At 67.6% G+C, this 24,017-nt stretch carries 24 protein-coding genes; 6 read left to right on the forward strand and 18 right to left on the reverse strand.

The genetic code is table 11. The features are described from left to right. Positions 1 to 119: 119 nt before the first annotated feature. From rplI to I6I07_RS30280, 10 genes are all read right to left on the reverse strand, one after another. Complete coding sequence (gene rplI, locus I6I07_RS30235; RefSeq protein ID WP_054433364.1) at positions 120 to 575, reverse strand: 50S ribosomal protein L9; 456 nt, start codon at positions 573 to 575, stop codon at positions 120 to 122. Positions 576 to 589: 14 nt separating this feature from the next. Next, a complete protein-coding gene (gene rpsR, locus I6I07_RS30240; protein ID WP_006218308.1) occupies positions 590 to 862 on the reverse strand; it encodes a 30S ribosomal protein S18 in 273 nt (90 codons plus the stop codon). 106 nt (positions 863 to 968) lie between these two features. Continuing rightward, a complete protein-coding gene (priB, locus tag I6I07_RS30245; RefSeq protein WP_054433365.1) occupies positions 969 to 1,292 on the reverse strand; it encodes a primosomal replication protein N in 324 nt (107 codons plus the stop codon). Between the two features lie 52 nt (positions 1,293 to 1,344). Continuing rightward, on the reverse strand, positions 1,345 to 1,719 hold the full coding sequence (rpsF, locus tag I6I07_RS30250; RefSeq protein ID WP_006393715.1) for a 30S ribosomal protein S6: 375 nt from the start codon (positions 1,717 to 1,719) through the stop codon (positions 1,345 to 1,347). 234 nt (positions 1,720 to 1,953) lie between these two features. Then, the gene (locus I6I07_RS30255; protein ID WP_198484844.1) at positions 1,954 to 2,868 is read right to left on the reverse strand and encodes a DUF817 domain-containing protein; all 915 of its coding nucleotides are present in this window, start codon (positions 2,866 to 2,868) and stop codon (positions 1,954 to 1,956) included. Between the two features lie 7 nt (positions 2,869 to 2,875). Further along, entirely contained in the window at positions 2,876 to 3,673 is a 798-nt protein-coding gene (folE2, locus tag I6I07_RS30260) for a GTP cyclohydrolase FolE2 (protein WP_198484845.1), read from the reverse strand. A gap of 190 nt (positions 3,674 to 3,863) precedes the next feature. After that, positions 3,864 to 5,726, reverse strand: a complete 1,863-nt coding sequence (gene dxs / locus I6I07_RS30265) for a 1-deoxy-D-xylulose-5-phosphate synthase (RefSeq protein ID WP_198484846.1) — start codon at positions 5,724 to 5,726, stop codon at positions 3,864 to 3,866. A gap of 53 nt (positions 5,727 to 5,779) precedes the next feature. After that, positions 5,780 to 6,691 carry a polyprenyl synthetase family protein gene (locus I6I07_RS30270; RefSeq protein ID WP_198484847.1) on the reverse strand — a complete coding sequence of 304 codons (912 nt, stop codon included), beginning with the start codon at positions 6,689 to 6,691 and terminating at the stop codon, positions 5,780 to 5,782. A 7-nt stretch (positions 6,692 to 6,698) separates the two neighbouring features. Next, positions 6,699 to 6,965: an exodeoxyribonuclease VII small subunit gene (locus tag I6I07_RS30275; protein WP_006393710.1), complete on the reverse strand. Its 267-nt coding sequence runs from the start codon at positions 6,963 to 6,965 to the stop codon at positions 6,699 to 6,701. Between the two features lie 82 nt (positions 6,966 to 7,047). Next, a complete protein-coding gene (locus I6I07_RS30280; RefSeq protein WP_198484848.1) occupies positions 7,048 to 7,902 on the reverse strand; it encodes an IclR family transcriptional regulator in 855 nt (284 codons plus the stop codon). 180 nt (positions 7,903 to 8,082) lie between these two features. Between I6I07_RS30280 and I6I07_RS30285 the strand changes: the two genes are divergently transcribed. The 3 genes from I6I07_RS30285 (at position 8,083) to I6I07_RS30295 (ending at position 11,772) form a co-directional block, all read left to right on the forward strand. Then, positions 8,083 to 9,051 carry a Bug family tripartite tricarboxylate transporter substrate binding protein gene (locus I6I07_RS30285; protein WP_198484849.1) on the forward strand — a complete coding sequence of 323 codons (969 nt, stop codon included), beginning with the start codon at positions 8,083 to 8,085 and terminating at the stop codon, positions 9,049 to 9,051. Positions 9,052 to 9,271: 220 nt separating this feature from the next. Further along, complete coding sequence (locus tag I6I07_RS30290) at positions 9,272 to 10,282, forward strand: acyltransferase (protein WP_198484850.1); 1,011 nt, start codon at positions 9,272 to 9,274, stop codon at positions 10,280 to 10,282. A gap of 341 nt (positions 10,283 to 10,623) precedes the next feature. Further along, entirely contained in the window at positions 10,624 to 11,772 is a 1,149-nt protein-coding gene (locus tag I6I07_RS30295; RefSeq protein WP_198484851.1) for an aromatic ring-hydroxylating oxygenase subunit alpha, read from the forward strand. Positions 11,773 to 11,850: 78 nt separating this feature from the next. On the opposite strand, the gene I6I07_RS30300 is transcribed toward I6I07_RS30295, so the two are convergent. From I6I07_RS30300 to I6I07_RS30320, 5 genes are all read right to left on the reverse strand, one after another. Beyond that, positions 11,851 to 12,981: a TIGR03364 family FAD-dependent oxidoreductase gene (locus I6I07_RS30300; protein ID WP_198484852.1), complete on the reverse strand. Its 1,131-nt coding sequence runs from the start codon at positions 12,979 to 12,981 to the stop codon at positions 11,851 to 11,853. Positions 12,982 to 13,068: 87 nt separating this feature from the next. After that, positions 13,069 to 14,091: a putative 2-aminoethylphosphonate ABC transporter substrate-binding protein gene (locus tag I6I07_RS30305; RefSeq protein WP_054433374.1), complete on the reverse strand. Its 1,023-nt coding sequence runs from the start codon at positions 14,089 to 14,091 to the stop codon at positions 13,069 to 13,071. Positions 14,092 to 14,203: 112 nt separating this feature from the next. Further along, entirely contained in the window at positions 14,204 to 15,025 is an 822-nt protein-coding gene (gene phnX, locus I6I07_RS30310; protein ID WP_198484853.1) for a phosphonoacetaldehyde hydrolase, read from the reverse strand. 26 nt (positions 15,026 to 15,051) lie between these two features. After that, the gene (locus tag I6I07_RS30315) at positions 15,052 to 16,794 is read right to left on the reverse strand and encodes a putative 2-aminoethylphosphonate ABC transporter permease subunit (RefSeq protein WP_420094603.1); all 1,743 of its coding nucleotides are present in this window, start codon (positions 16,792 to 16,794) and stop codon (positions 15,052 to 15,054) included. Positions 16,795 to 16,822: 28 nt separating this feature from the next. Continuing rightward, the gene (locus I6I07_RS30320; protein WP_198484855.1) at positions 16,823 to 17,953 is read right to left on the reverse strand and encodes a putative 2-aminoethylphosphonate ABC transporter ATP-binding protein; all 1,131 of its coding nucleotides are present in this window, start codon (positions 17,951 to 17,953) and stop codon (positions 16,823 to 16,825) included. A gap of 148 nt (positions 17,954 to 18,101) precedes the next feature. Between I6I07_RS30320 and I6I07_RS30325 the strand changes: the two genes are divergently transcribed. Together I6I07_RS30325 and I6I07_RS30330 are read left to right on the forward strand one after the other, a co-directional pair. Further along, positions 18,102 to 18,965: a LysR family transcriptional regulator gene (locus tag I6I07_RS30325; protein ID WP_198484856.1), complete on the forward strand. Its 864-nt coding sequence runs from the start codon at positions 18,102 to 18,104 to the stop codon at positions 18,963 to 18,965. 51 nt (positions 18,966 to 19,016) lie between these two features. Further along, positions 19,017 to 19,586 (forward strand): phosphonate degradation HD-domain oxygenase, encoded by a 570-nt coding sequence (locus tag I6I07_RS30330; RefSeq protein WP_198484857.1) that lies wholly within the window; start codon positions 19,017 to 19,019, stop codon positions 19,584 to 19,586. Positions 19,587 to 19,635: 49 nt separating this feature from the next. Here I6I07_RS30330 and I6I07_RS30335 read toward each other — a convergent pair whose 3' ends face one another. Then, positions 19,636 to 20,487, reverse strand: a complete 852-nt coding sequence (locus I6I07_RS30335) for a sulfurtransferase (protein ID WP_198484858.1) — start codon at positions 20,485 to 20,487, stop codon at positions 19,636 to 19,638. A 36-nt stretch (positions 20,488 to 20,523) separates the two neighbouring features. Next, complete coding sequence (locus I6I07_RS30340; RefSeq protein WP_198484859.1) at positions 20,524 to 21,378, reverse strand: DMT family transporter; 855 nt, start codon at positions 21,376 to 21,378, stop codon at positions 20,524 to 20,526. A gap of 156 nt (positions 21,379 to 21,534) precedes the next feature. Here I6I07_RS30340 and htpX point away from each other — a divergent pair, with 156 nt between their 5' ends. After that, on the forward strand, positions 21,535 to 22,416 hold the full coding sequence (htpX, locus tag I6I07_RS30345) for a protease HtpX (protein ID WP_006393695.1): 882 nt from the start codon (positions 21,535 to 21,537) through the stop codon (positions 22,414 to 22,416). Between the two features lie 148 nt (positions 22,417 to 22,564). Here the strand turns inward: htpX and I6I07_RS30350 are convergent, their stop codons facing one another. After that, complete coding sequence (locus I6I07_RS30350; RefSeq protein ID WP_198484860.1) at positions 22,565 to 23,956, reverse strand: L-serine ammonia-lyase; 1,392 nt, start codon at positions 23,954 to 23,956, stop codon at positions 22,565 to 22,567. Positions 23,957 to 24,017 lie beyond the last annotated feature (61 nt).

The raw sequence follows: 24,017 nt of genomic DNA on the forward strand, positions 1-24,017 counted from the left end.
ATGCAGCCCGAAAGACTACACGCAAACACCGGATGGCAAAGCGGGCAAAAGCAACCGCGCCGTGAAAAGAAAAAAAGCCGGCACGCGGGCCGGCTTTCCTTCCTGGCGAGGAGTCCGGTTTAGGACAGTTCGCCTTCGACCAGCACCGTGACGTCGACGACGACGTCGGCGTGCAGGGCGACCTGGATCGGGAACTCGCCGACGGCCTTCAGCTGGCCATTGGGCATGCGCACTTGCGACTTCTCGATGCCTTCGAAACCGGCCTTCTTCAGACCTTCGGCGACGTCGGCGTTGGTGACCGAGCCGAACAGACGGCCGTCGACACCAGCCTTCTGGACGATCTTCAGCTGGTAGCCGTTGACGCGCTCACCCAGGGCCTGGGCGGCGGCCAGCTTCTCGGCCTGGATCTTTTCCAGTTCGGCGCGGCGGGCTTCGAATTCCTTCAGGGCGGCGTCGGTTGCGCGACGGGCCTTCTTCTGGGGGATCAGGAAGTTGCGGGCGTAGCCATCACGCACGCGGACGACTTCGCCGAGGTTACCCAGGTTGACGACTTTTTCGAGCAGAATAACTTGCATTTCAGTGCCCCGGATTAGTTGTGGTTGTCGGTGTAAGGCAACAGGGCCAGGAAGCGCGCGCGCTTGATGGCGGTGTCCAGCTGGCGCTGGTAGATTGCCTTGGTGCCGGTCAGACGAGCCGGGATGATCTTGCCGTTTTCTTGCACGAAGTCGCGCAGGGTGTCCAGATCCTTGTAGTCGATCTCTTCGACGCCGGCGGCGGTGAAGCGGCAGAACTTACGACGCTTGAAGAGCGGGTTCTGCTGCGTGAATTTGCGTTTTTCCTTGCGTTTTCCGAAGAAAGCCATGATATGTGCCTTATGTTTGAGAGGACCGGGTCTACCTTGATCGGGCCCGACTCCCCGTAACCTATCCGTATTCAGAAGGCGCTCTCGCGCCCGTCACCCATTCCCGTCAAGCCACCAGCGGATCGCGTCCTGCGCTGCCGCGGATCTTGCGCGCCTGCTGCAGATGCAGCTTGAACTTCACGGAGTCCTTGCGCACCGGGGCCAGAAACCCCTGCACGTGCAATTCGGACCCCAGCGCCGTTCCTTGCAACAGCAACGCCAGATCGCCCAGTGCCACGGCCGAGATCGTCAGTTCGACACGGCGCGGATGGCCGGCTTCGATGACCTCAGATTCGTGCGCCAGCACCATTTCCAGGGCTGGCAGACCGGCGGGAGTGTGGCGCAAAGGCTCGCATTCGAGAACGCGGGCGCTGAGTTCCAGCTTGTTCATCCTGCCAGGCACCGAGGGGACTTCATGGGATGGGCTCTCGCGTGAGCCCTGCTTACTCGGCCTGAGCCGCGACAGCTTCCGCCGAAGCCTTGCGGGCTTCTTCGCGCTCGACCGACTTCATCATGATCGAGGGCGTGGTCTGGGCCTTCTTGGTCTTGATGACCAGGTGGCGCAGCACGGCGTCGTTGTAGCGGAACGAGTGTTCCAGCTCATCCAGCGTGGCTTGGCCGCACTCGATGTTCAGGCAGACGTAGTGAGCCTTGACGAGCTTCTGGATCGGGTAGGCCAGTTGACGGCGACCCCAGTCTTCCAGGCGATGCACCGAGCCGCCTTGGCCCGTGACCAGCGCTTGGTAACGCTCGACCATGGCGGGCACTTGCTCGCTTTGGTCGGGGTGAACGATAAACACCACTTCGTAGTGACGCATGAGTAAAACTCCTTGAGGATGTCTTGCCCGCCGTTCGCCTGACACCGTCATCAGCCCGCGCGCACATCGTGCTCGCGGTCAGTTCCGGCTTTCCAGTGCTTTCTCTATCACTGGTCTTTTTCTTCAAGGCGTATGGCTTGCAAGGGGCAGCCCGCTACCCAAAAAACATGGGCGGTCGAGCAAGAAAGCTCTCGATTATCGCCGATCGGACCGCTGGACGCAAGCCAGCGGCGCTCAGGAAATCGGGGACGCGTTATCCGGCCCCGCCGCACGCGGCGTATCGGCCACACCGATCTCCTGCGGCCGGCTGACCACGCTGACCATCACGTAGCTGATGATCATGAGCAGGAACCACGAACCCAGCTTGTTGATCGAGACCAGCTCCCAGCCCTGCGACTGATTGGGATAGCGCCAGGCGTTGGCGAAGGTGCCGATGTTCTCGGCGAACCAGATGAACAGCGCCACCAGCACGAAACCCAGCAGCAGCGGCATGCGGCGGTAGTCCTGCCAGATGCGGAAATAGACCCAGGTGCGGGCGAACAGCAGCGCCGTCAGGCCGAACAGCGCCAGGCGAAAATCGACGATGAAATGGTGCGCGAAGAAATTCACGTAGATCAGCACCGACAGCGCCACGGTCGCGGCCAGCGGCGGATGGGCGCGGAAGCGGAAGTCGAACAGGCGCCAGACCCGCGCCAGGTAGCTGCCGACCGCGGCGTACATGAAGCCGGTGAAGAGCGGCACGCCGCCGATGCGCAGCACGCTCGCCTCGGGGTAGATCCAGGAGCCGGCCGCCGTCTTGAACAGTTCCATGCCGGTGCCGACCACATGGAACATCAGGATGACCTTGGCCTCGTCCCAGGTTTCCATGCGCAGGGCCAGCAGCGTAGCCTGGATGGCCAGCGCGGCCAGCGTCAGGAAGTCGTAGCGCGCCAGCCAGGCGTCCTGCGGATACCACCAGTGCGTGCCCAGCAGCAGCGCGCACATCAGGCCGCCGAACAGGCAGGCCCAGGCCTGCTTCACGCCGAAGCGGAAGAACTCGTAGCAGGCGACGCCCAGACGACCGCGGCCGGCCAAACCACTGGCCAGCCGCGCTTCCCACCCTTGCAGTCTCGCGATGAGCGGCCAGTCATTGGCCGCCGGATGCCGCACGGAGGACTCAGCCTTCCACCACGGCGTAGGCCGAGTGGTTGTGGATCGATTCGAAGTTCTCGGCCTCGACGCGGTAGCGGGCGATGCCGGGATGCGCGTTCAGGCGGGCCGCCACGTCGCGCACCAGGTCTTCGACGAACTTGGGGTTGTCGTAGGCGCGTTCGGTGACGTACTTCTCGTCGGGGCGCTTGAGCAGGCCCCAGAGTTCACACGAGCCTTCGTCTTCGATCAGGCGGATCACGCCGTCCATGCTGATGTCGGATTCCAGGATGGCCGAGACCGTCACGTGCGAGCGCTGGTTGTGCGCGCCGTATTCGGAGATGGCCTTGGAACACGGGCACAGGCTGGTCACCGGCACCTGCACCACCAGTTCGAACTCGACCTGGTCGCCCTGGGCGCGGGCGATCCACTGCACTTCGTAGTCCAGCAGGCTCTGCACGCCGGAGATCGGCGCCGACTTGTTGATGAAGTACGGGAAGGCCGCGGTGATGTCGCCGCGCTCGGCATGCAGCAGCGGCAGCATGTCGGCCGCCATGGCACGGAACAGCGTCGGCGTCATGGGGGTGCTGCGGTACTTTTCCAGCAACGCCACGAAGCGGGACATATGCGTCCCCTTTTCTTCGGGGGGCAGCGCCACCGTCAGGGTCCAGTTGGCCACGGTGCCCTGGGGCGAACCGTCGGCGCTCTCGACGAGCATGGGGTGGCGCACGCCACGGATGCCCACGCGCTGGATCGGGATGTGCCGCGTATCCGCCGAACTCTGGACGTCGGGCATCACGATGGCGGGGTCGATCGGAGAATTCATTTCGGCTTACCTGTCTGGGCGACGAGCGTGGCGTAAACACGCAGACCCAGGAATCTTTAAGAGGGGGCCATTATCGCCCAAAGTCCCGCCAGCGCCAGGGAAAACCCTTTCATTCGTAGGCTGCCGGGGCCGGAACACACTGTTTCGCCACACGGACCAAACCGGCGGTCCGGTCCGTGCGTGGGTGGAATCAGGCCAGCAGCGAGGCGTAGCGCGCGCGGATCGATTGCTCGATGCCGGCGGCGTCCAGGCCGATCCCGGCCAGCAGCGCCAGCTGGTCGCCGTGGTCGATGAACTCGTCGGGAAAGCCCAGCTGCAGCACCGGGATCGCGATGCCTTCGGCTGCCAGCACTTCCAGCACGGCGCTACCGGCGCCGCCCATGATCGCGGCGTCCTCGATCGTCACCAGCGCGTCGTGGCGGCTGGCCAGATCCAGGATCAGCGCGCGGTCGATCGGCTTGACGAAGCGCATGTCGGCCACGGTGGCGTCCAGCTTTTCGGCCACCGCCAGCGCCGGCTGCACCAGCGTGCCGAAGCCGAGGATGGCGATCTTGCGGCCTTCGCGGCGCACCACGCCGCGGCCCAGCTCGACCGTGTCCAGGCCGGCGGTTTCCACCGCACCGCAGCCCGCGCCGCGCGGATAGCGCACCGAGGCGGGGCCGGGATACTGATAACAGGTGGACAGCAACAGGCGGGTTTCGTTTTCGTCCGACGGCGTCGCCACCACCATGTTCGGCACGCAGCGCAGGAACGCGGTGTCGTAGTTGCCGGCGTGGGTGGCGCCGTCGGCGCCGACGATGCCGGCGCGGTCGAGCGCGAAGGTGACGTCCAGGTTCTGCAGGGCCACGTCGTGGATCAGTTGGTCGTAGCCGCGCTGCAGGAAGGTCGAGTAGATCGCCAGCACCGGCTTCTGCGACTCGCAGGCGATGCCGCCGGCGAAGGTCACGGCGTGCTGCTCGGCGATGCCGACGTCGAAGTAGCGCTGCGGGAAGCGCTTCTCGAATTCGACCAGGCCGCTACCCTCGCGCATCGCGGGGGTGACGGCGACCAGGCGCGAATCCTGTTCGCCCATCTCGCACAGCCAGTCGCTGAACACCTGGGTGAAGGTGCGCTTGCCCGGCGCCTTCGATTGCTGGATGCCGACGGCCGGATCGAACTTGCCCGGGCCGTGATACAGCACCGGATCGGCCTCGGCCAGCTTGTAGCCTTGCCCTTTCTTGGTGACCACGTGCAGGAACTGCAGGCCTTGCAGCGCCTTCAGGTTCTGCAGCGTCGGCACCAGCGCGTCGAGGTCGTGGCCGTCGATCGGGCCGACGTAGTTGAAGCCGAATTCTTCGAACAGCGTGGCCGGCGTGACCATGCCCTTGGCGTGTTCCTCGAAGCGGCGCGCCAGTTCGAGCACCGGCGGCACGTGCTGCAGCACGGCGCGGCCGACGTTCTTGGCGGCGGCGTAGAAGCGGCCCGACATCAGGCGCGCCAGGTAGCGGTTCAGCGCCCCCACCGGCGGCGAGATCGACATGTCGTTGTCGTTCAGGATCACCAGCAGGTTGATGTTGGCGGTGACGCCGGCGTTGTTCATGGCCTCGAAGGCCATGCCGGCCGACATCGCGCCGTCGCCGATGACGGCGATGTGCTGGCGCTGCACGCCGGCGTTGCGCGAGGCCACCGCCATGCCCAGCGCGGCCGAGATCGAGGTCGACGAATGCGCGGTGCCAAAGGCGTCGTATTCGGATTCGCTGCGCTTGGGAAAGCCCGAGATGCCGCCCAGCTGGCGCAGCTTGGCCATGCCGGCGCGGCGCCCGGTCAGGATCTTGTGCGGATAGGACTGGTGGCCCACGTCCCAGACGATGCGGTCATGCGGCGTATCGAAGACCTGGTGCAGGGCCAGCGTCAGTTCCACCGTGCCCAGGTTCGACGACAGGTGGCCGCCGGTCTTGGAGACCGACTCCAGCACGAAGCCGCGCAACTCGTCGGCCAGGCGCTTGAGCTCGCGACGATCCAGGCGCTTGAGGTCTGCCGGGGATTGGATGCGGTCCAGTAATTCTGTCGTCATGCTTGTATGGGGTTCGTATGCCCGGCCTGCGGCCAGCCCGGACGGGTCACGGTTCAACGGTCTCGGAGGACGATGAAATCAGCCAGTTCGGCCAGGCGCTTGCCGGCGTCGCCCAGCGGTTCGAGCGCGGCCAGCGCGGCCTCGCGCAGTTCGCTCGCGAACGCGCGGGCCTCGTCCAGGCCCAGCAGCGAGACGTAGGTCGGCTTGTTTTCGGCCGCGTCCTTGCCCGGCGTCTTGCCCAGGCTGGCGGAATCGGCGGTCACGTCGAGAATATCGTCCACCACCTGGAACGCCAGGCCCATGGCCTGGGCGTAGATGTCCAGCGCCTGGCGCGAGGCCGAGCTGGCGCCGGCGACGATGCCGCCCAGCGCCACGCTGCAGGCCAGCATCGCGCCGGTCTTCATGCTGTGCATCTGCTGCAGTTCGTCGCGCGACAGCCGGTGGCCGACGCTGAGCAGGTCGATGGCCTGGCCGCCGGCCATGCCCTGGCTGCCCGCCGCCCGCGCCAGCGACTGTGTCGCCTGCACGATCAGGGCCGGGGCGATGGGCATCGAGGCCAGCAGTTCGAAGGCCAGCGGTTGCAGTGCGTCGCCGGCCAGCATGGCGGTGGCTTCGTCGAACTGCACGTGAGTGGTGGGACGGCCGCGGCGCAGGACGTCGTCGTCCATGCAGGGCAGGTCGTCGTGCACCAGCGAGTAGGCGTGGATCAGCTCCACCGCCGCGGCGGCGCGGTCCAGCGAGGCCTCGACGGCCAGCACGCTGCCGCTGACCGGGCAGGCCTGGCCGGCGGCGTAGACCAGCGCGGCCCGCACCCGCTTGCCGCCGCCGAGCACGGCGTAGCGCATGGCTTCATGCAGGCGGACGGGCACGACGTCGGCGGGCGGCAGGAGGTCGTCGAGCACGTCTTCGACATGCCGCACGCGACCCTGCAGCCACTCCGGGAAAGCGAGTTGTATTTGCTTCATCCGATTCTTATTCGTCATCCAGCGCCGCGGCATCCAGCGGGCGCAGCAAGTCGCCCTCCAGGACCTTGACCTGCTGTTCGGCCTGGGCCAAGCGTTCCTGGCAGACGCGCGTCAGGGCCACGCCGCGCCGGTAGGCGGCGAGCGACTGCTCCAGCGGCAGCGAACCGTCTTCCATGGCCGCGACCAGCGATTCCAGTTCGGCCAGGGCCGTTTCGAAATCCTGGGGCAAGGGACGGTCGTCGGTCTGCGGATCGGCTTGAGAAGGTTTGGCCAAACGGGCCTCCGGGGGCACTAGGGGTGGATCAATCCGTGAATTGTACGAGATACCACGGCCCCGACACGACGCGCCGCCGCGCTCAGGCCGGAGCGCCCGCCAGGCCCGCGATGGCGGCCCGCAGCGCCGGCGCCACCTGGGTGCGCAGCCCGGCCTCGGGCAGCAGGCCCTCGGGACCGCCGCAACTCATGACGAACACGCCTTCTCCGGTGACGGACGTGAACGGCACCGCCACGGCGTTGATGCCCGATTGCCACTCGCCGATCGCGAAGCAGCAACCGGTGTCGCGCAGTTCGGCGCGGGCGCGCTCGATGGCGTCCTGCGCCGGCGCGGCCGGCCCCAGCCGCTCCAGCACGTCGGCGCAGGCCGCCGCCGGCAGGCTGGCCAGGTAGGCGCGGCCCATGGCGCTGTCCAGGCTGGCGCGGTAGCCCACCGGCAAGCGCAGGTACAGGGCGGACGAGCCGTGGATGGCCTCGACGTAGGTCATGGCGTCGCCGTCGAAGGCGCCCAGCGCCACCGCGCCGCCGGTCTCGCGCGCCAGGTCGGTCATCGAGGCCTTGGCCAGTTCGCGCACCTCCAGCCCGGCCAGCAGGCCGAAGCCCAGCGCCAGCACGCCGTAGCCCGGCGAATACTTGCCGGTGTCCGGGTGATAGCGCAGATAGCCCAGCTCGGTCAACGTGTAGGTGATGCGGCTGATGGTGGGCTTGGGCAGGCCAGTCAGGCGCGCCAGGTCCAGGTTGCCCAGCGCCGCCACGCCCGGCCGGAAGCAGCGCAGCACTTCCAGGCCGCGCGCCAGGGCGGTGATGAAGTCGGGCGACACCGGCCCCTCGCCCACGGCGCCGGCGCGCTTGCGGCGCGCGGGGGCGCTCAGCGCCAGCTTCTGGTCGGGCTTGGCCGCGGGATGGGGGATGCGCTTGGGGTCAGAAAAAGATTGCATTTCTATTCGCTTCGTTTTTATAGTTTATTCCGAATAACAAAATTAAATTCCAATTAACGGAATTTAAAACATCCATGGAGACCTGGCAAGCCCTGCCCGCCCCCGCCCTCACCGGCAGGCGGACCGGGCCAAGCCGGGCCCGGCCGACCACTCTCAAGCACGCGATTTCAAGGGGAAAACATGATTCGCAAGCGCTACCCGTTCCTGGCGGGTCTACTGCTCAGCGTCGCCGCGCTGGGCGCCCAGGCAGATACCTACCCGTCCCGCCCGATCAAGGTGGTCTCGCCGTTCCCGGCGGGCGGCGCCACCGACGTGCTGACGCGGGTGCTGGCCGAACGCATGGCCAAGACGCTGGGCCAGCCCATGATCGTCGAGAACAAGGCCGGCGCCGGCACCTCGATCGGCGCCGCCTTCGTCTCGCGCGAGGCGCCGGACGGCTACACCATCCTGATGGCCACCAACTCCACGCTGGTCACCAACCGCTACCTGTATAAAGAGCTGCCCTACGATCCCGATGGCTTCGCGCCCATCGGCATGGTCGGGATCGGCCCGCTGGTGCTGCTGTCCAGCCCCAAGCGCCCGTTCAACAGCACCGCGGACGTGGTCGCCTACGCCAAGCAGAATCCGGGCAAGCTGACCTTCGCCACGTTCGGCGCGGGCACCTCGTCGCACCTGGCCGGCGAACTGTTCAAGGAACGCGCCGGCGTCGACATCCTGCACGTGCCGTTCAAGGGCGCGACGCAGGCCCTGCCGGCCCTGATCAGCGGCGACGTGGACCTGTTCTTCGACATGGTCGCCACCGGCATGCCGCAGGCCGAGGCCGGCAAGGTCAAGGTATTCGCGATCACCAGCCCCACCCGCCTGGCCACCGAGCCGAAGCTGGCGACGCTGGCCGAGCAAGGCTATCCGGCCTTCGACATGACCGCCTGGTTCAGCTTCGTGGCCCCCAAGGGCACGCCGGCGCCGGTGCTCGACAAGCTGCAGGCCGCCCTGGCCGAGACGCTCAAGGACGAGGCCGTGAAAAAGCGCATGCTCGACATGGGAATCGAGCCGCGCTCGGGCAGCGCCGCCGAACTGGACAAGCAGGTCAAGAACGAACAGCCCATCGTGTCGCAGCTGATCAAGCAGGCCAACATCGTCCTGCAGTGATGGCAGCCGCCGTTTCGTGACAAAACGTTCGCGGCGCCGCCCCGGCCCGCGAACCCGCGGCCCCGCGGGGCCACCGACCGACAGCGCCCTGCGGGCCCTGTCGGTTTTTCATGCGCCCCCTAACCCCTGGATACAGAACCCGCATCGCCCCGGCTGCTAAGGTGAAAAGCGAGGATGGCCGCCGCGCCCGCCCCCCGATACACCTTCACCAGGGAGCCCGATGCCACTGACCGATGACCGCTACGCCCGGCTGGATGCCGCCCGCTGGCTCGCCGCCGCGGCGGTGGTGCTGCTGCACAGCGCCGCCCTGATCGTCAGCGACCCGTCGGCCTATGGCAACGGCGCCTGGCTGGCCGCCAATCTGTACGACTCCGCGGCCCGCTGGTGCGTGCCGGTGTTCGTGATGGTCAGCGGCGCCCTGCTGCTCGACCCCGACAAGCCGCAGGACGCGCGTCGCTTCTACAGCAAGCGGGTCACGCGGATCTGCGCGCCGCTGCTGTTCTGGACCCTCTTCTACCTGGCCTGGCGCACGGGACTGGACTGGTGGGACGACGGCCACGTCGACTTTTCGTTCTGGCCGCGCAAGGTCGCCCAGGGCGAGCCCTACTACCACCTCTGGTACCTGTACATGATCGTGGGGCTGTACCTGTTCGCGCCGCTGGTGCGCCTGCTGTACGTGCGCAGCACGCCGCGCTCGCGTTCGCTGTGGGTGGTGGGCATCCTGGGCCTGGCCATCCTGGACGCGCTGTACCGCCGCGCGCTCGGCGCGCAGCCCGGCTTCTTCCTGACCTGGTTCCTGCCCTACCTGGGCTATTTCGTCGCCGGCCGCCAGATATTCGATGGCGAACTGCGCGTGCCGCGCCCCGCGCTGATGCTGGGCGCCAGCGTCGCGGCCACGGCCCTGGGCGTGTACGCCATGTCCAACTCGCGGACACTGGACACCTACTTCTACGACTACTTCAGCCTGACCGTGCCGTTCATGTCGCTGGCCGCGTTCCAATGGATCGTCTCGTCGCCGCGCCTGCCCCGCCTGGCCTCGCTGGCGCCGCTGACGTTCGGGGTCTACCTGATCCATCCACTGTTCCTGGACGTGGCGCACCGGGCCGGCGCCATCGGCGGCGGGCGTCGCGACGCCTGGGTCGTGCCGTTGCTGACGCTGGCCGTGTTCGCCCTGTCGGCGGCCAGCAGCTGGCTGTTGCGACGCCATCCCGCCACTCGCAGACTGGTCTGAAAAACCTACGGCGCGAAGGGTTAATCACGATTTGCGCGGGCTCAAACCGCCAGGGCCGGATCTTCACGAAGCTTCACCGATCTTCACGGGCGGGGGGAATGGGGTTGGGGTACAATTCACGGCTTACTTGATCGGCCAGACACCGATTTTTCTTCGCGCCAGAACGGATTTAGCCATCCCCTTCCGAACAGCTAGGGCGTGGTGAAGCTCAAGCCGTCCTGGCTTTTTAACGCCGGGCCGCCCCAAGAAAGAGGCCCCCATTGAGGGCAGCCCGCCCACCGCGTACGCAGTACTGAGTGGGCACGGCGTTGGGGGAAATATTCATCCGAGCGGAGGGAATCATGACCGACATCGGTCGGATGGCACATGTTGTGCCAGCTCGCACCCAGCTACCCGTCAGTGCTTACTTTGACGAAGCCCTCTTTGCCCGCGAGCAAGAACTCATTTTCAAGCAATCCTCGCTGTACGTCGGCCACCAGAAGCTGGTGCCCGAAATCGGGGATTGGCGCACGTTGGCCCAGGAAAATGGAGGGCGCGTGCTGGTTCGCAACCAGCAAGGCGTTGAACTCATCTCAAATGTCTGCCGCCACCGCCAGGCATTGATGCTGGGCGGCGAAGCCGGCGACGTGACCGGCCACTGCAATTCGCACGGCAGCCTCAAGGCCACCGGCGGCAATATCGTCTGCCCGCTGCACCGCTGGACCTACAACAACCAGGGTGAGCTGCTGGGCGCGCCGCAGTTCGACACCACGCCCTGCATGAACCTGCAGAAGTTCCGCCTGCGCGATTGCCACGGCCTGCTGTTCGAAGGCCCGCGCGACCCGGCCTCCGACATGGCGCCGCTGTTCGCGCGGCCCGAGTTCGACTTCGGCGACTACGTGCTGGACCACGTCGAAGTGCACCAGTGCAACTACAACTGGAAGACCTTCATCGAGGTGTATCTGGAGGACTACCACGTCGGCCCGTTCCACCCGGGCCTGGGCCGCTTCGTCACCTGCGACGACCTGACCTGGGAATTCAACGACTGGTACAGCCTGCAGAAGGTCGGCGTGCACAACGCGCTGGCCCAGCCGGGTTCGGACGTCTACAAGCAATGGCACGACCGCCTGCTGTCGTTCCGCGATGGCGACGCGCCCGATTTCGGCGCGGTCTGGGTCACGTATTTCCCGACCCACATGATCGAGCTGTATCCGCACGTGCTGGTGCTGTCGACGCTGTACCCGAAGAGCCCGCAGGAAACCGTCAACGTGGTCGAGTTCTACTACCCCGAGGAAATCGCCGCCTTCGAGCGCGAGTTCGTCGAGGCGCAGCGCGCGGCCTACATGGAAACGGCGATCGAGGACGACGAGATCGCCGAGCGCATGGACGCCGGCCGCAAGGCCCTGATGCTGCGCGGCGTGAACGAGACCGGCCCCTACCAGTCGCCGATGGAAGACGGCATGCAGCACTTCCACGAGTGGTACCGCCGCACCATGCAGGAGCGGCTCTGAGGCCACGACACGCATGAAAAAGGGCTCGCCATCGCGAGCCCTTTTTTTCGCCCAGGCGCGGCCGCCTGCGGCGCGCGGTCAGCGGCCCAGCGCGCCGGCGACCGTGCGTTCGCCGATGGCCAGCCCGACCGTCATGCCCACGCCGGAGTGCATCACCGCCACGGTGGTGGCGGCGTCCACCGGCATCACCGAGAACGGCGCCGGGCCATGCGTGCCATAGACGCCCTGCCAGCGCTCCAGCACCCGCAGCCGCGCGCCCAGCGCCTGCGACGCCAGGTCCAGCATGGCGTTGTCGATGGCCTCGTCGTTGAACGGGAAGGCATCCTGGCCATAGCGATGCGAATCACCGATGATCAGCTCGCCATGGGGCGTGGGGCTGATCAGCAGGTGGATGCCGTTTTCCAGCAGCATCGGCGTGCGCGCCTGGATCTGGTCGCGCAGCGCCAGCGCCGACGGCAGATCCGAGAAGGCGCCGTAATGCACGCACGACAGGCCCGTCAGGAGCGGACGGTCCAGCGCCATGGGGCGCGTCTCGAAGGCCGCGCGCAGCATCTGCAGGCGCGTCACTTCCAGGTTCAGCGGCGCGAACCGCTCGGGCAGCAGCGTCAGGTAATCGTGGCCGGGGCAGACGAACACGTGCGAACCGGTGAAGTCGCCCGCGGTGGTCGCGACCTGGCCCTGCTCGACGGCGCGCGCCAGCGTGCCGGTGATGAAGGCGACGCCCAGCGATTCGGCCAGGTAGCGGGTGATGGCCGGCAGCGCTTCGCGCGAATAGATCTGCAGGTCGTCCAGGCCACGCAGCGCGGCGCAGTGGTGCGCAAGCTGGCCGTCGTACAGTTTGGCCACGTCGCGGCCCGACAGCAGCTCGGCGCGATAGCCTTCCTGTTGCAGGCGGGTCCGCGCGAACTCGTCCAGCACGTCGGCTTCGCCGGCGTCGCGCGCCAGCACCAGCGCGCCGTTGGCGCGCACATGGAAGCCGGCCTTCGACGCCAGGTCCAGCCACAGCTCGCGCGCCTGCTGGGCGTGCGACAGCATCATGCCGGGGGCCTGGCCGGTGACGATCACCTGGCCGAAATTGCGGATGGTCGCGCCATGCGCCTGGCGGCTGCGTTCGATCACGGCCACCGACAGGCCGCGCTTGGCGGCGGCCCAGGCGTGGGCGATGCCGAGCATGCCGGCGCCGACCACGACTACGTCGAATTTTTTCATTTGGAAAACGAGGCAGAAAGGTTGCGCGGGAGGCGCCCGCCCGGGCGCCTTCCCTGCCGCGGCGGCGTGGCCGCCGCGGTTGCCCGATTACTTCTTCTTGGGCTCGGACTTGCCGTCGTAGCGGCGGGTCCACTCGGCGATGATGCGATCGCGGTTGGTGGCGGCCCAGACGAAGTCGTTCTTGATCATGCGCTTGGTCAGGTCGGCCGGCAGGTTGGGGTTGGACGTGGCGATCGAGGGAATCGCCAGCACCGCGAAGTTGGTCTTGTACAGTTCGTTGGCTTCGCGGCTGGCCGAGAAGTCGGCCAGCTTGCGCGCGGCTTCCAGGTTCTTGGTGCCCTTGACGATGGCGGTGGCTTCGACTTCCCAGCCCAGGCCTTCCGACGGGAACACGGCTTCGACCGGCGCGCCGTCGGCCTTCAGCTTGGCGGCGCGGTAGTCGAACGACACGCCGATCGGGAATTCGCCGGCGGCGGCCATGTTGCAAGGCTTGGAGCCCGAGTGCGTGTACGAACCGATGTTCTTGTGCAGGGCGTCCATGTAGGCCCAGCCCTTCTCTTCACCGAAGATCTGCAGCCAGGCGCTGACGTCCAGGAAGCCCGTGCCCGACGAGGCCGGGTTCGGCATGACGATCTTGCCGGCGTAGACCGGCTTGGTCAGGTCCTGCCACGATTCGGGCTTGGGCAGCTTCTGCTTTTCGGCTTCGACGGTGTTAAAGCAGATGGCGGCGGCGAAGCCGTCCATGCCGACCCAGGTAGGCTCGGCCTTGGCATCGCGCATGTTGGCGGCGATCTGGTCCAGGCCCTTGGGGGCGTAGGGCTGCAGCATGCCTTCCTTGTCCATCAGACCCAGCGAGGTGCCGGCCAGGCCCCAGATCACGTCGGCCTTGGGGTTGCCCTTTTCGGCCAGCAGCTTGGCGGTGATGATGCCGGTGGAGTCGCGCACCCACTGGATCTTGATGTCGGGGTTGGCCTTCTCGAAGGCGGCCTGGTAGGCCTTGATCTGGTCGGCTTCCAGCGCCGTGTAGACGGTCAGCGTGGTCTCGGCGGAAGCGGCGCCGGTGATGCCGGCGAAGGCGGCGGCCAGGGCAAGCAGCGTGAAGCGTTTCATGAAGGTACTCCGTGGGTGAGCGGAAAAAGGGTGAGTCGGGTCGCCGCGGCCGGCGGATGCCCGCCGCGGTGTGTTGCGAAAAAAGGGGGATTCAGGGTCGGCGGTCGCGGCCTCAGGGTCGCTGTCCCGCCGCCAGGCGGGATTCGATATCGGCGATGACGCCGGGCAGGTCGGCCACGGTGTCGATCAGGTAATGCGGCGCGGCGCTCGACAGTTCGCGGCCGGCGCGTTCGCGGGCCGCCTGGCGGCCGTTGTCGTCCAGGCTCAGGTATTCGTCCAGCGTCAGGCCGGCGGCGTTGCCCGACAGCAGCAGGCCGACGGTCCACATGCCGGCGCGGCGGCCTTCCTCGATGCCGGGGGCGGTGTCGTCGACCTTGACGCAGCCGGCCACATCCGTCAGGCCCAGTTCCACCACGTTCTTGAGCGCCATGGCCGGCGCCGGACGGGCGCGCGGCACGTCGTCGCTGGCGACGATGCAATCGGGTTCCAGGCCTTCGCCAGCGGCGCGTTCCACCACGCGGCGCATCACGCTATCCGGGTAGCCGGAGCACGAACCGATCTTCAGGCCGCGCTGGCGCAGCGCGCGCAGCAGCTCGGCCGCGCCGGGAATGGCGGCAGAGTACTGCGCCACCTTGTCCAGTTGCATCGGCAGGAAGCGCTCGTAGATCGCCGTCACGTCGTCGTCGGTCGGCAGGCGGCCGAATTGGGCCTGGTACTGGTTGGCGATGGCGGGCTCGTCGCACAGCGCGCGGATGTGGTCCCACTTGCCCACGCCCATCGGGCCGCGGGCCTGCTCCAGCGTGACTTCCATGCCGAACTCGGCGAAGGCGTCGACAAACACCTTGGTCGGCGCGAACGAACCGAAGTCGACCAGCGTGCCGGCCCAATCGAAGATCACCGCTTCCAGGCGGACGGGCAGAGTCGAAACAGTCATGAGGGTCTTCCTTGCAGAATATTCAATCAAAGGGCCACGGGCCGGCGCCAGGCCTGGCTGCGCGCCACCAGGGCGCGGCTGGCCAGGTGCAGCAGCAACGCCGCCACCGCCGAGCTGGCCATGATCACGCTGCACATGGCGGCGGCCGGGCCGATGAAGCCGGCGTCATCCATGTTCAGCACCGCGACGGCGGCCAGCACCGTGGACGGGCTGTACAGGAACACCACGGCCGACACGGTGGTCATGGCGGAAACGAACAGGTAGCGGGCAACGTCCAGCGCGGCCGGCAGGCACATCGGCAGCGTCACGCGCAGGAAGGTGGTCAGGCGCGGCACCTTGAGCGAGGCCGAGGCGGCCTCGAACTCGGGGTCCAGCGCATTCAGCGCGGTGGCGGCCGTCAGGTGCGCGCTGGTGTAGAAGTGCACCACCGTGCACAGCACCAGCAGCGGCATGGTGCCGTACAGCACGTTGAGCGGATTGGCGGCGCCGTTGAAGAAGAAGATGTAGCCCAGGCCCAGCACCAGGCCGGGCACGGCCATCGGCATCAGCGCCAGCATGCCCAGCACGCCGCGCAGGCCGCGCGACGAGGCGCTGCGGGCCGGCACCTTTTCCATCATCCAGGCGCCCAGGAACACCACCACCGTGCCGATCACCGCGGTGCAGAAGGCCAGTTCCAGGCTGTTGCGCCAGGCCAGCCAGCCGCCGCCATCCATGTTGTCGAAATCGTACGAACGCAACGACAGCGACAGGTTGTACGGCCACATCTTCACGAACGAGGCCCACACCGCCACGCCGATGATCAGCAGCAGGAACCCGGCCATGGCGCCGGCCAGCAGCAGGAAAGCCGCATCGCGCCGGCGGTTGGCGCCGGCCGCGTAGGGCTGGGCGCGGCCGCTCAGCTGGGCGCCCTGGCGGGCCCGCAGGCGGCGGTCCAGCACGAAGGTCAGCAGCGCCGGCAGCAGCAGCAGGATGCCGATGGCGGCGCCCTTGGGGAAGTTCTGCTGGCCGACCACCGCCTTGTAGGCTTCCATCGCCAGCACGTTGTAGTCGCCGCCCACCACCTTGGGCACGCCGAAGTCGGTCACGGTCAGCGTGAACACCACGCAGCAGGCCGAGAACACCGCGTAACGCGTGCCGGGCAGCGTCACCGTCATGAAGGTGCGCAGCGGACCCGCGCCCATGGCGCGCGCCGCATCGTAGAGGCGGCCATCGGCCAGCGTCAGGCCGGTCAGCAGGATCATCAGCGCATGCGGGAAGGTGTAGAACGCCTCGCCCACCACGATGCCCCAGAAGCCATAGATGGTGGCGCCACCGAACAGGCCTTTCAGCAGGCCCTGGTTGCCCAGCAGGTAGACCAGCGCGATCCCCGGCAGCAGCGACGGCGCCAGCAGCGGCAGCAGCGCGATGGTGCGCAACAGGCCTTTGCCGGGAATGCGGCTGCGCGTCAGGGCATAGGCGAAGGCGTAGGCGCACGGCACCACCAGCATCATGGTGACCACGCCCACGGTCAGGCTGCGCCCGACCATGCTCAGGAAGCCATCGGCGCCGATGATGCCCAGCACCACCGACAGGCCTGCCCAGTCGCCATTGGCATCGGTGACCGACTTGGCCAGGATGGCCACCAGCGGCAAGGCCAGGAACAGCGCCAGGCCCAGCGCCAGGGCGCCCTGCCCCAGCGTCAGCCCGAAGGCGCCGACCCAGGCGGGCAGCGGCCGGCGGCCCAATGACGGGGCGACGGGCACGGCGGACGTGTCGGCGGACACGGACATGGCGGCGGGAACGGGGCTCGAAGCCGGATCAAGCGTAGGCGCGAATCGCATGGCGCGGCAGCTCCACCCAGCAACGGCTGGCAGCGTGAGGGCCCAGCAGGGCGTCTCCGGTTTCGGGGGACACGATCGAGTGCACGGTGGCGCCGGGCACGCCTTCCAGGCGCAGCGCCAGGCGGTAGCCGCGGCCCAGGAACACGCCGTCCAGCACGTCGGCCAGCATGCTGTTGGGTTGCTCCGGACGCGCCACGCTCACGCGCACCGCCTCGGGCCGCACGAACAGCTTGCCGACGTTGCGCTCCAGCGCCTCGTCCACCGCCAGTTCCTGGCGGCCGACACGGGCGCGGTGCGCGTCGATGCGCTCGAACGGCAGCCAGTTGGCCTCGCCGACGAAATCGGCGATGAAGGCCGAGCCCGGCTGGCGATACAGCTCGCGCGGGGTGCCGAATTGCTCGATGACGCCGCCGTTCATGACCGCGATGCGGTCGGCCATGACCATGGCCTCTTCCTGGTCGTGCGTCACCATCAGCGTGGTGATCGACAGGCGCTTCTGCAGCGCGCGTAGCTCGATGCGCAGGTGTTCACGCACGCGGGCGTCCAGCGCCGACATCGGCTCGTCCAGCAGCAGCAGGGACGGCGACGGCGCCAGCGCGCGGGCCAGGGCGACGCGCTGCTGCTGGCCGCCGGAGATCTGTCCCGGATATTTATGGGAAGCGCCGGCCAGGCCCACCAGCGTCAGCATTTCCTCGACCCGGTCGGCCACGTGCTTGCGATGGGCGCGCTTGCCGCTCAGGCCGTAGGCCACGTTCTGGGCCACGGTCAGGTTGGGAAACAGCGCGTAGGACTGGAACAGGATGCCGTAGTCGCGCTCCTGCGGCTCGGCGTGGGAGATGTCGCGGCCCGACAGCAGAATGGTGCCGCTGTCCTGGCGCTCGAGCCCGGCGATGGCGCGCAGCAGCGTGGTCTTGCCGCAGCCCGAAGGGCCCAGCAGGCACACCAGTTCACCGGCGCGGATATCCAGCGACACATCCGACAACGCCGTGTGGCTGCCAAAGCGCTTGACGAGATTGCTGACCGAAAGAAAGCCCCCGCGCTGCGCTCCGGGCGGGGGCGAAGCGCCCGTCGGAACTGTATTGGTATCGCGTTGGAGCTGTTGGGCCATGGGGCCTCCGGTCTGGGAACGAAGGCAGTATGGAAGGCGCGTATTGAGTGTTTATGACACTTCGCGCAAATGCAGTAATAAAAACATCAAATTATTTTGGTGTACTGGCGGTCTTGCGCATTGCGTCCATTTACAGGCCCCGTACACCGTGCTCGTCGCCGAACTCAAATCCTTCTATGCCGTGGCTCGCTGCGGCACCGTCACCAAGGCCGCCGCCCAGCTGGGCGTGAGCCAGCCCACGGTGACGGGGCAATTGCGCCAGTTGGAGTCGCGTTACGGCGTCGAGCTGTTCCACCGCCAGGGCCGCGGCATGCGGCTGTCGGACGCCGGGCACAGCCTGATGCCGATGGTGGAAAAGCTGGTGCAGCAGGAAACCGAGATCGATTTCCGGCTGCGCGACGCCAGCGATCTGCGCGAGGGCAACCTGCGCATCGGCGCCACCGGCCCGTACTACATCATGGACACGGTGCGCCGCTACAACCAGCTCTACCCCGGCATCGACCTGACCGTGGCCATCGGCAACTCGCAAAGCATGCTGCAGGCGCTGCATGACTATCGCATCGAGATTGCCACGTCCTCGTTTCTGATGGATGACAAGCATTTGTACCGCCGCATGATCGCGGCCGACCCGATCCGCGTGGTGACGCATCGCGACCACCCGCTGGCGCGGCGCGGCAAGGTGGCGCTGGCGGACCTGGCCGACCACGCGCTGCTGCTGCGCGAGCCCGGCTCGATGACGCGCCAGCTGACCGAAGAGGCGTTGCAGGCGGCCGGCGTATCCGTGCGGCGCACCCTGGAAATCGGCAGCCGCGAGTCGATCCGCCAGGCGATCCTGTGCGAACTGGGCATCAGCCTGATCCCGTCGCGTGAAATCCCGTCCCATCCCGAACTGGCGGCCCTGGACATCGAGGGCGCCGACGTCGTGATGCATGAATACCTGTACTGCCTGCGCGAGCGCCAACCGGTGCAACTCATCGCGCGCTTTCTGGAGATGGCGCCGGCAGCCGGATGATCCTCGGATCACTGCCCGCCTCTTCCCCTTGCGGCCACTCAGGAGACAACCATGGCCTTGACCTTGCAGGATATCGAACAGCTTTTCCTGGAACGCGGGCACCGTTCCTACCATGGCGAATCCGTCAGCCACCTGCGGCACGCGCTGCAGACCGCGGCGCTGGCCGAACGCCACGGCGCCAATGCCCAATTGATCACCGCCTGCCTGCTGCACGACCTGGGCCACCTGATCGCGGACCATCCGGACACGCCCACCCTGCGCGGCATCGACGACAAGCACCAGTACTTCGTGCTGCCGTTCCTGCGCGGGTTGTTCAGTTCGGCGGTGCTGGATCCGATCCGGCTGCACGTGGAGGCGAAACGCTACCTCTGCTACGTGGAGCCGCAGTATGAAGCGTCGCTTTCGGCGGATTCGAAGCGCAGCCTGGCGCTTCAGGGGGGCAGCTTCGATGCGGGCCAGGCGGTGGATTTCGCCAGCATGCCGGGCGCGCCGGATGCGATCCGCCTGAGGCGCTGGGACGACATGGCCAAGGTGCCGGGTCTGGCCACGCCGCCGCTGGACCATTTCCTGGAGATCGCCGAAAGCGTCTCCGGGCGGGTCAAGCTGGCGGCGGTCTGGTAACACCGCGAAGGGCGTCAGGCCTGGCTTCGGCCAGGCCCCTGCCGCGCGCTCATTCGCCCTTGGCCACCGGCCGGGACGGATCGCTGCACCACTCGCTCCACGAGCCCGGGTAGAGGCGCGAGCCGGCCAGGCCGGCGATTTCCATCGACAGCAGGTTGTGGCAGGCGGTGATGCCCGAGCCGCACTGGTGCACGATGGCCGCGGGGTCGCGGCCGTCCAGCAGCGTGGTGAATTCCTCGCGCAACTGCGCCGCGTCCTTGAAGCGGCCGTCGGCCTGCAGGTTCTGGCCGTTCGGGCGGTTCAGCGCGCCCGGAATGTGGCCGGCCACCGGATCCATCGGCTCGACCTCGCCGCGATAGCGGTTGGCCGCCCGCGCGTCGATCACGGTGAAGGCCGGACGGGCGATGTTGTCCAGCACCGCCTGCACGTCGACGCTGCCGACCCGCGGCGCGGCCGGCGTCACTGGCGCGCCGGCCCACACCGGCGCGGCCGCCTCGGTGGAGGTCGGCAGCCCGGCGGCCTGCCAGGCCTGCCAGCCGCCGTCGAGCACGGCGACGCGGTCGTGGCCCAGCCAGCGCAGCATCCACCACAGGTGCGCGGCGTACATGCCGCCGCTGGCGTCGTAGGCCACCACCAGGGTTTGCGGCGTGACGCCGTGCGCCGCCATCAACGCGCCGAACTGGCCGCGATCGGGCAACGGATGGCGGCCGTTCCTGCCGGTCCGGGGGGCGGCCAGCTCGGTTTCGTGGTCGAGGTAGCGGGCGCCGGGGATGTGGCCCGCGGCGTAGGCGTCACGGCCGGCCGCGTGGTTGGTCAGGTCGTGGCGCACGTCGAACACGCGCACGTCCGCCGCGCCCAGGTGCGTGGCCAGGTCGGCCGCGGAAATCAGGGTCATGCTCATCGGGAAAACTCCTCTGATGGGATCGGGTTCGCGCGGTCAGACCGGCTTGGGATCGCGCAGGGTGCGCCAGACCGACAGCAGGCCCGCCGAGATGATCAGGCCCATGCCGGCCCAGGCCAGGCCGTCCAGGGTATCGCCCCAGAAGCCCATGCCGAGCAGGGCCGCGAAGATGATCGTGCTGTACTGCAGGGCCGCGGTCAGCAGCGCCGACCCCAGGCCGAACGCCCGCGTCATGGCCAGTTGGCCGAACAGGCCGGTCACGCCCACGCCCAGCAGGGAGCTGTAGCCGGTCCAGTCCGCGTGGCCCCAGCCCTCGAAGCCCAGGCCGGCGAAGCTGGACGCGCACACCGCCACCGAAAAGAACAGCACCGTGCGCCATTCCGGCTCGCCGATGCGGCCCAGCTGGCGGATCTGCATCATGGCGATCGCCGACATGGCGCCCGCCCCCAGGCCCAGCAAGGCGGCCAGCCACTGGTCTTCGTTGATGCTGGGCCGCAACACGGCGATCACGCCCAAAAAGCCCAGGGCCACGGCGGCGATCCGCACCGGGTCGCGCTGCGCCCCGCCCCACCCCAGCATCCAGCAGGCGATGAACAGCGGCGCCGTGTAGTTCAGGCTGGTGGCGGTGGCCAGCGGCAGATGGGAAATGGCGAAGAAACCGAGCCACATCGAGGTGACGCCGGACAGGTTGCGCCACAGGTGCAGCTTCCAGCTGGTGGGCACGATGGACTGGCGCCCGGCGCGCGCCCACAGCAGCAACAGCACCGCGGACGGCAGGCCACGGAACAGCACCACTTGCGGCAACGACGCGCCGTGCTCGGTGCCCAGCTTCACGAACGACCCCATGATGGCGAACATGGCGGACGCCAGCAACATCCAAAGTGCCTGCATTTTGGGGGTTTGCGCTCAGGTGAAAGTGAGGGGGAAATAGGGGAAAGCGATACTATACTCTCGGTCACCGGGAGCGGCGCCGGCAGTCGGGGAACTGCCATGCCGCGGCACAGTCCAATCCCGCACAAGTCCCGCTCGCTGAGGAACAAAAAAAGCATGAAACGCATCATCCTTTTCGTCATTACCAACCTGGCCGTCATGCTGGTGCTGTCGGCCACGCTGCGCATCCTGGGCGTAGACCGCTACCTGACCGCCAACGGCCTGAACCTGCAGGCGCTGCTGATCTTCTCGGTGGTGGTCGGCTTCACCGGCGCCATCATCTCGCTGCTGATCAGCAAGCCGATGGCCAAATGGAGCACCGGCGCCCAGGTGCTGGACCCGAACGCGCCGCGCAACCAGCGCGAGGCCTGGCTGCTGGACACCGTCCACCAGCTCGCCGACCGCGCCGGCATCGGCCGCCCTGAGGTCGCCATCTACGACGGCGCGCCCAACGCGTTCGCCACCGGCGCCTTCAAGAACGACTCGCTGGTGGCGGTGTCGACCGGCCTGCTCGAGAGCATGAGCGAAGAGGAAGTCGCCGCGGTGCTGGCCCACGAAGTGGCCCACATCGCCAACGGCGACATGATCACGCTGACCCTGATCCAGGGCGTGGTCAACACCTTCGTGGTGTTCCTGGCGCGCGTGGTCGGCTACTTCATCGACCGCGTGGTGTTCAAGAACGAACGCGGCCTCGGCCCGGGCTACATGGTCACCGTGATCGTCTGTGAGATCATTTTCGGCATCCTGGCCTCGATCATCGTGGCCTGGTTCTCGCGCCAGCGCGAGTACCGCGCCGACGCCGGCTCGGCCCACCTGATGGGCGCCCGCGAACCCATGATCCGCGCCCTGGCCCGCCTCGGCGGCCTGGAACCGGGCGAGCTGCCCAAGTCGTTCGAAGCCTCCGGCATCACCGGCAAGGGCGGCCTGGCGGCCATGTTCGCCTCGCACCCGCCGATCCCGGCCCGCATCGCCGCGCTGCAGAACGCCCGCGTGATCTGATCCCGGCAAAAGGCCCGTTGGAAAAGCCCCTCACGCCGCGCCCTCGGCTTGCTGCCCCGCCGAGGGGGACGTTTTCATCTTGAGGCGGGCCGGCAATGAAAAAGCCCCTTGAGCGATCAAGGGGCTTTTTGTTTGGGACGGGCCCGCCTCAGCACTCGACGATGTTCACCGCCAGGCCGCCACGCGCCGTTTCCTTGTACTTGGTCTTCATGTCGGCGCCGGTCTCGCGCATGGTCTTGATGACCGAATCCAGCGACACATAGTGCTGGCCGTCGCCGCGCAGCGCCATGCGGGCGGCGTTGACGGCCTTGATCGAGGCCATGGCGTTGCGTTCGATACAGGGAATCTGCACCAGCCCGCCGACCGGGTCGCAGGTCAGGCCCAGGTTGTGCTCCATGCCGATCTCGGCCGCGTTCTCGACCTGCTCGACCGAGCCGCCCAGCGCCGCGGCCAGGCCGCCCGCCGCCATCGAACAGGCCACGCCGACTTCGCCCTGGCAGCCGACCTCGGCGCCCGACAGCGAGGCGTTGTACTTGTACAGCAGGCCCACGGCCGCCGCGGTCAGCAGGAAGTCGCGCACGCCCTCGCGGTTGGAACCGGGGACGAAGCGGTCGTAATAATGCAGCACCGCCGGGATGATGCCCGCCGCGCCGTTGGTGGGCGCCGTCACCACGCGGCCGCCGGCGGCGTTTTCCTCGTTGACGGCCATGGCGTACAGGTTGACCCAGTCCATCACCGACAGCGGATCGGACAGCGTGCGCTCGGCGCGCTGGGTCAGGTTGCGGTACAGCTCGGGGGCGCGGCGGCGCACCCGCAGCGGACCGGGCAGTTCGCCGTCGGCTTCCGGGTAGTTGATGCCGCAGCCGCGCGAGACGCAGTCCTGCATCACCTGCCAGATGCGGTCCAGCCCGCCCGCGATCTCGCCGGCATCGCGCCAGGTCAGCTCGTTCTTCATCATCAGCTGGGCCACGCTCAGCCCGCTTTCGCGGCACATGGTCAGCAGCTCGCGGCCGGTGCGGAACGGATACGGCAGCTGGTCATGCGCGGCGATGACCTGGCTGTTGGACGCGCCCGCGGTCACCACGAAGCCGCCGCCCACCGACAGGTAGCGGGCCTCGCGCAGCGACTGCCCCTCGGCGTCGAAGGCGTGGAATTTCATGCCGTTGGGGTGTTCGGCCATGGCTTCGCGGCGGTAGAACATCATGTGTTCCTTTTCCACGAACGGCACCGGATAGCGGCCCAGCAGCGGCAGTTGGCGGCTGGCCCGCACCGACGCGATCATGCCGGCGATGGCGGCGGGGTCGACCGTATCGGGCGCCTCGCCCATCAGGCCCAGCAGCACGCCCTTGTCGGTGCCGTGGCCCTTGCCGGTGGCGCCCAGCGAGCCATAGAGCTCGGCGCGCACGTTGGCCACCCGCGGCATCAGGCCGTCGCGCTCCAGGCCCTGCGCAAACAACAAAGCGGCCCGCATGGGGCCGACGGTATGGGAACTCGACGGACCTATGCCTATTTTGAACAGATCGAAGACGGAAACGGCCACCGGAAATCCCCTGCATCCAAGAATGATCCGGCAATGATACGCGCAAGGTCCGGCCGTGCGC

This window comes from Achromobacter deleyi (assembly GCF_016127315.1).
GTDB lineage: Bacteria > Pseudomonadota > Gammaproteobacteria > Burkholderiales > Burkholderiaceae_B > Achromobacter > Achromobacter insuavis_A.

Excerpts from the sequence above, each read along its gene's own strand:
- rplI (WP_054433364.1), bottom strand. The coding sequence starts at position 575 with ATGCAAGTTATTCTGCTCGAAAAAGTCGTCAACCTGGGTAACCTCGGC.
- rpsR (WP_006218308.1), bottom strand. The coding sequence starts at position 862 with ATGGCTTTCTTCGGAAAACGCAAGGAAAAACGCAAATTCACGCAGCAG.
- priB (WP_054433365.1), bottom strand. The coding sequence starts at position 1,292 with ATGAACAAGCTGGAACTCAGCGCCCGCGTTCTCGAATGCGAGCCTTTG.
- rpsF (WP_006393715.1), bottom strand. The coding sequence starts at position 1,719 with ATGCGTCACTACGAAGTGGTGTTTATCGTTCACCCCGACCAAAGCGAG.
- folE2 (WP_198484845.1), bottom strand. The coding sequence starts at position 3,673 with ATGAATTCTCCGATCGACCCCGCCATCGTGATGCCCGACGTCCAGAGT.
- dxs (WP_198484846.1), bottom strand. The coding sequence starts at position 5,726 with ATGACGACAGAATTACTGGACCGCATCCAATCCCCGGCAGACCTCAAG.
- I6I07_RS30270 (WP_198484847.1), bottom strand. The coding sequence starts at position 6,691 with ATGAAGCAAATACAACTCGCTTTCCCGGAGTGGCTGCAGGGTCGCGTG.
- I6I07_RS30280 (WP_198484848.1), bottom strand. The coding sequence starts at position 7,902 with ATGCAATCTTTTTCTGACCCCAAGCGCATCCCCCATCCCGCGGCCAAG.
- I6I07_RS30285 (WP_198484849.1), top strand. The coding sequence starts at position 8,083 with ATGATTCGCAAGCGCTACCCGTTCCTGGCGGGTCTACTGCTCAGCGTC.
- I6I07_RS30290 (WP_198484850.1), top strand. The coding sequence starts at position 9,272 with ATGCCACTGACCGATGACCGCTACGCCCGGCTGGATGCCGCCCGCTGG.
- I6I07_RS30295 (WP_198484851.1), top strand. The coding sequence starts at position 10,624 with ATGACCGACATCGGTCGGATGGCACATGTTGTGCCAGCTCGCACCCAG.
- I6I07_RS30300 (WP_198484852.1), bottom strand. The coding sequence starts at position 12,981 with ATGAAAAAATTCGACGTAGTCGTGGTCGGCGCCGGCATGCTCGGCATC.
- I6I07_RS30305 (WP_054433374.1), bottom strand. The coding sequence starts at position 14,091 with ATGAAACGCTTCACGCTGCTTGCCCTGGCCGCCGCCTTCGCCGGCATC.
- phnX (WP_198484853.1), bottom strand. The coding sequence starts at position 15,025 with ATGACTGTTTCGACTCTGCCCGTCCGCCTGGAAGCGGTGATCTTCGAT.
- I6I07_RS30315 (WP_420094603.1), bottom strand. The coding sequence starts at position 16,794 with ATGTCCGTGTCCGCCGACACGTCCGCCGTGCCCGTCGCCCCGTCATTG.
- I6I07_RS30320 (WP_198484855.1), bottom strand. The coding sequence starts at position 17,953 with ATGGCCCAACAGCTCCAACGCGATACCAATACAGTTCCGACGGGCGCT.
- I6I07_RS30330 (WP_198484857.1), top strand. The coding sequence starts at position 19,017 with ATGGCCTTGACCTTGCAGGATATCGAACAGCTTTTCCTGGAACGCGGG.
- I6I07_RS30335 (WP_198484858.1), bottom strand. The coding sequence starts at position 20,487 with ATGAGCATGACCCTGATTTCCGCGGCCGACCTGGCCACGCACCTGGGC.
- I6I07_RS30340 (WP_198484859.1), bottom strand. The coding sequence starts at position 21,378 with ATGCAGGCACTTTGGATGTTGCTGGCGTCCGCCATGTTCGCCATCATG.
- htpX (WP_006393695.1), top strand. The coding sequence starts at position 21,535 with ATGAAACGCATCATCCTTTTCGTCATTACCAACCTGGCCGTCATGCTG.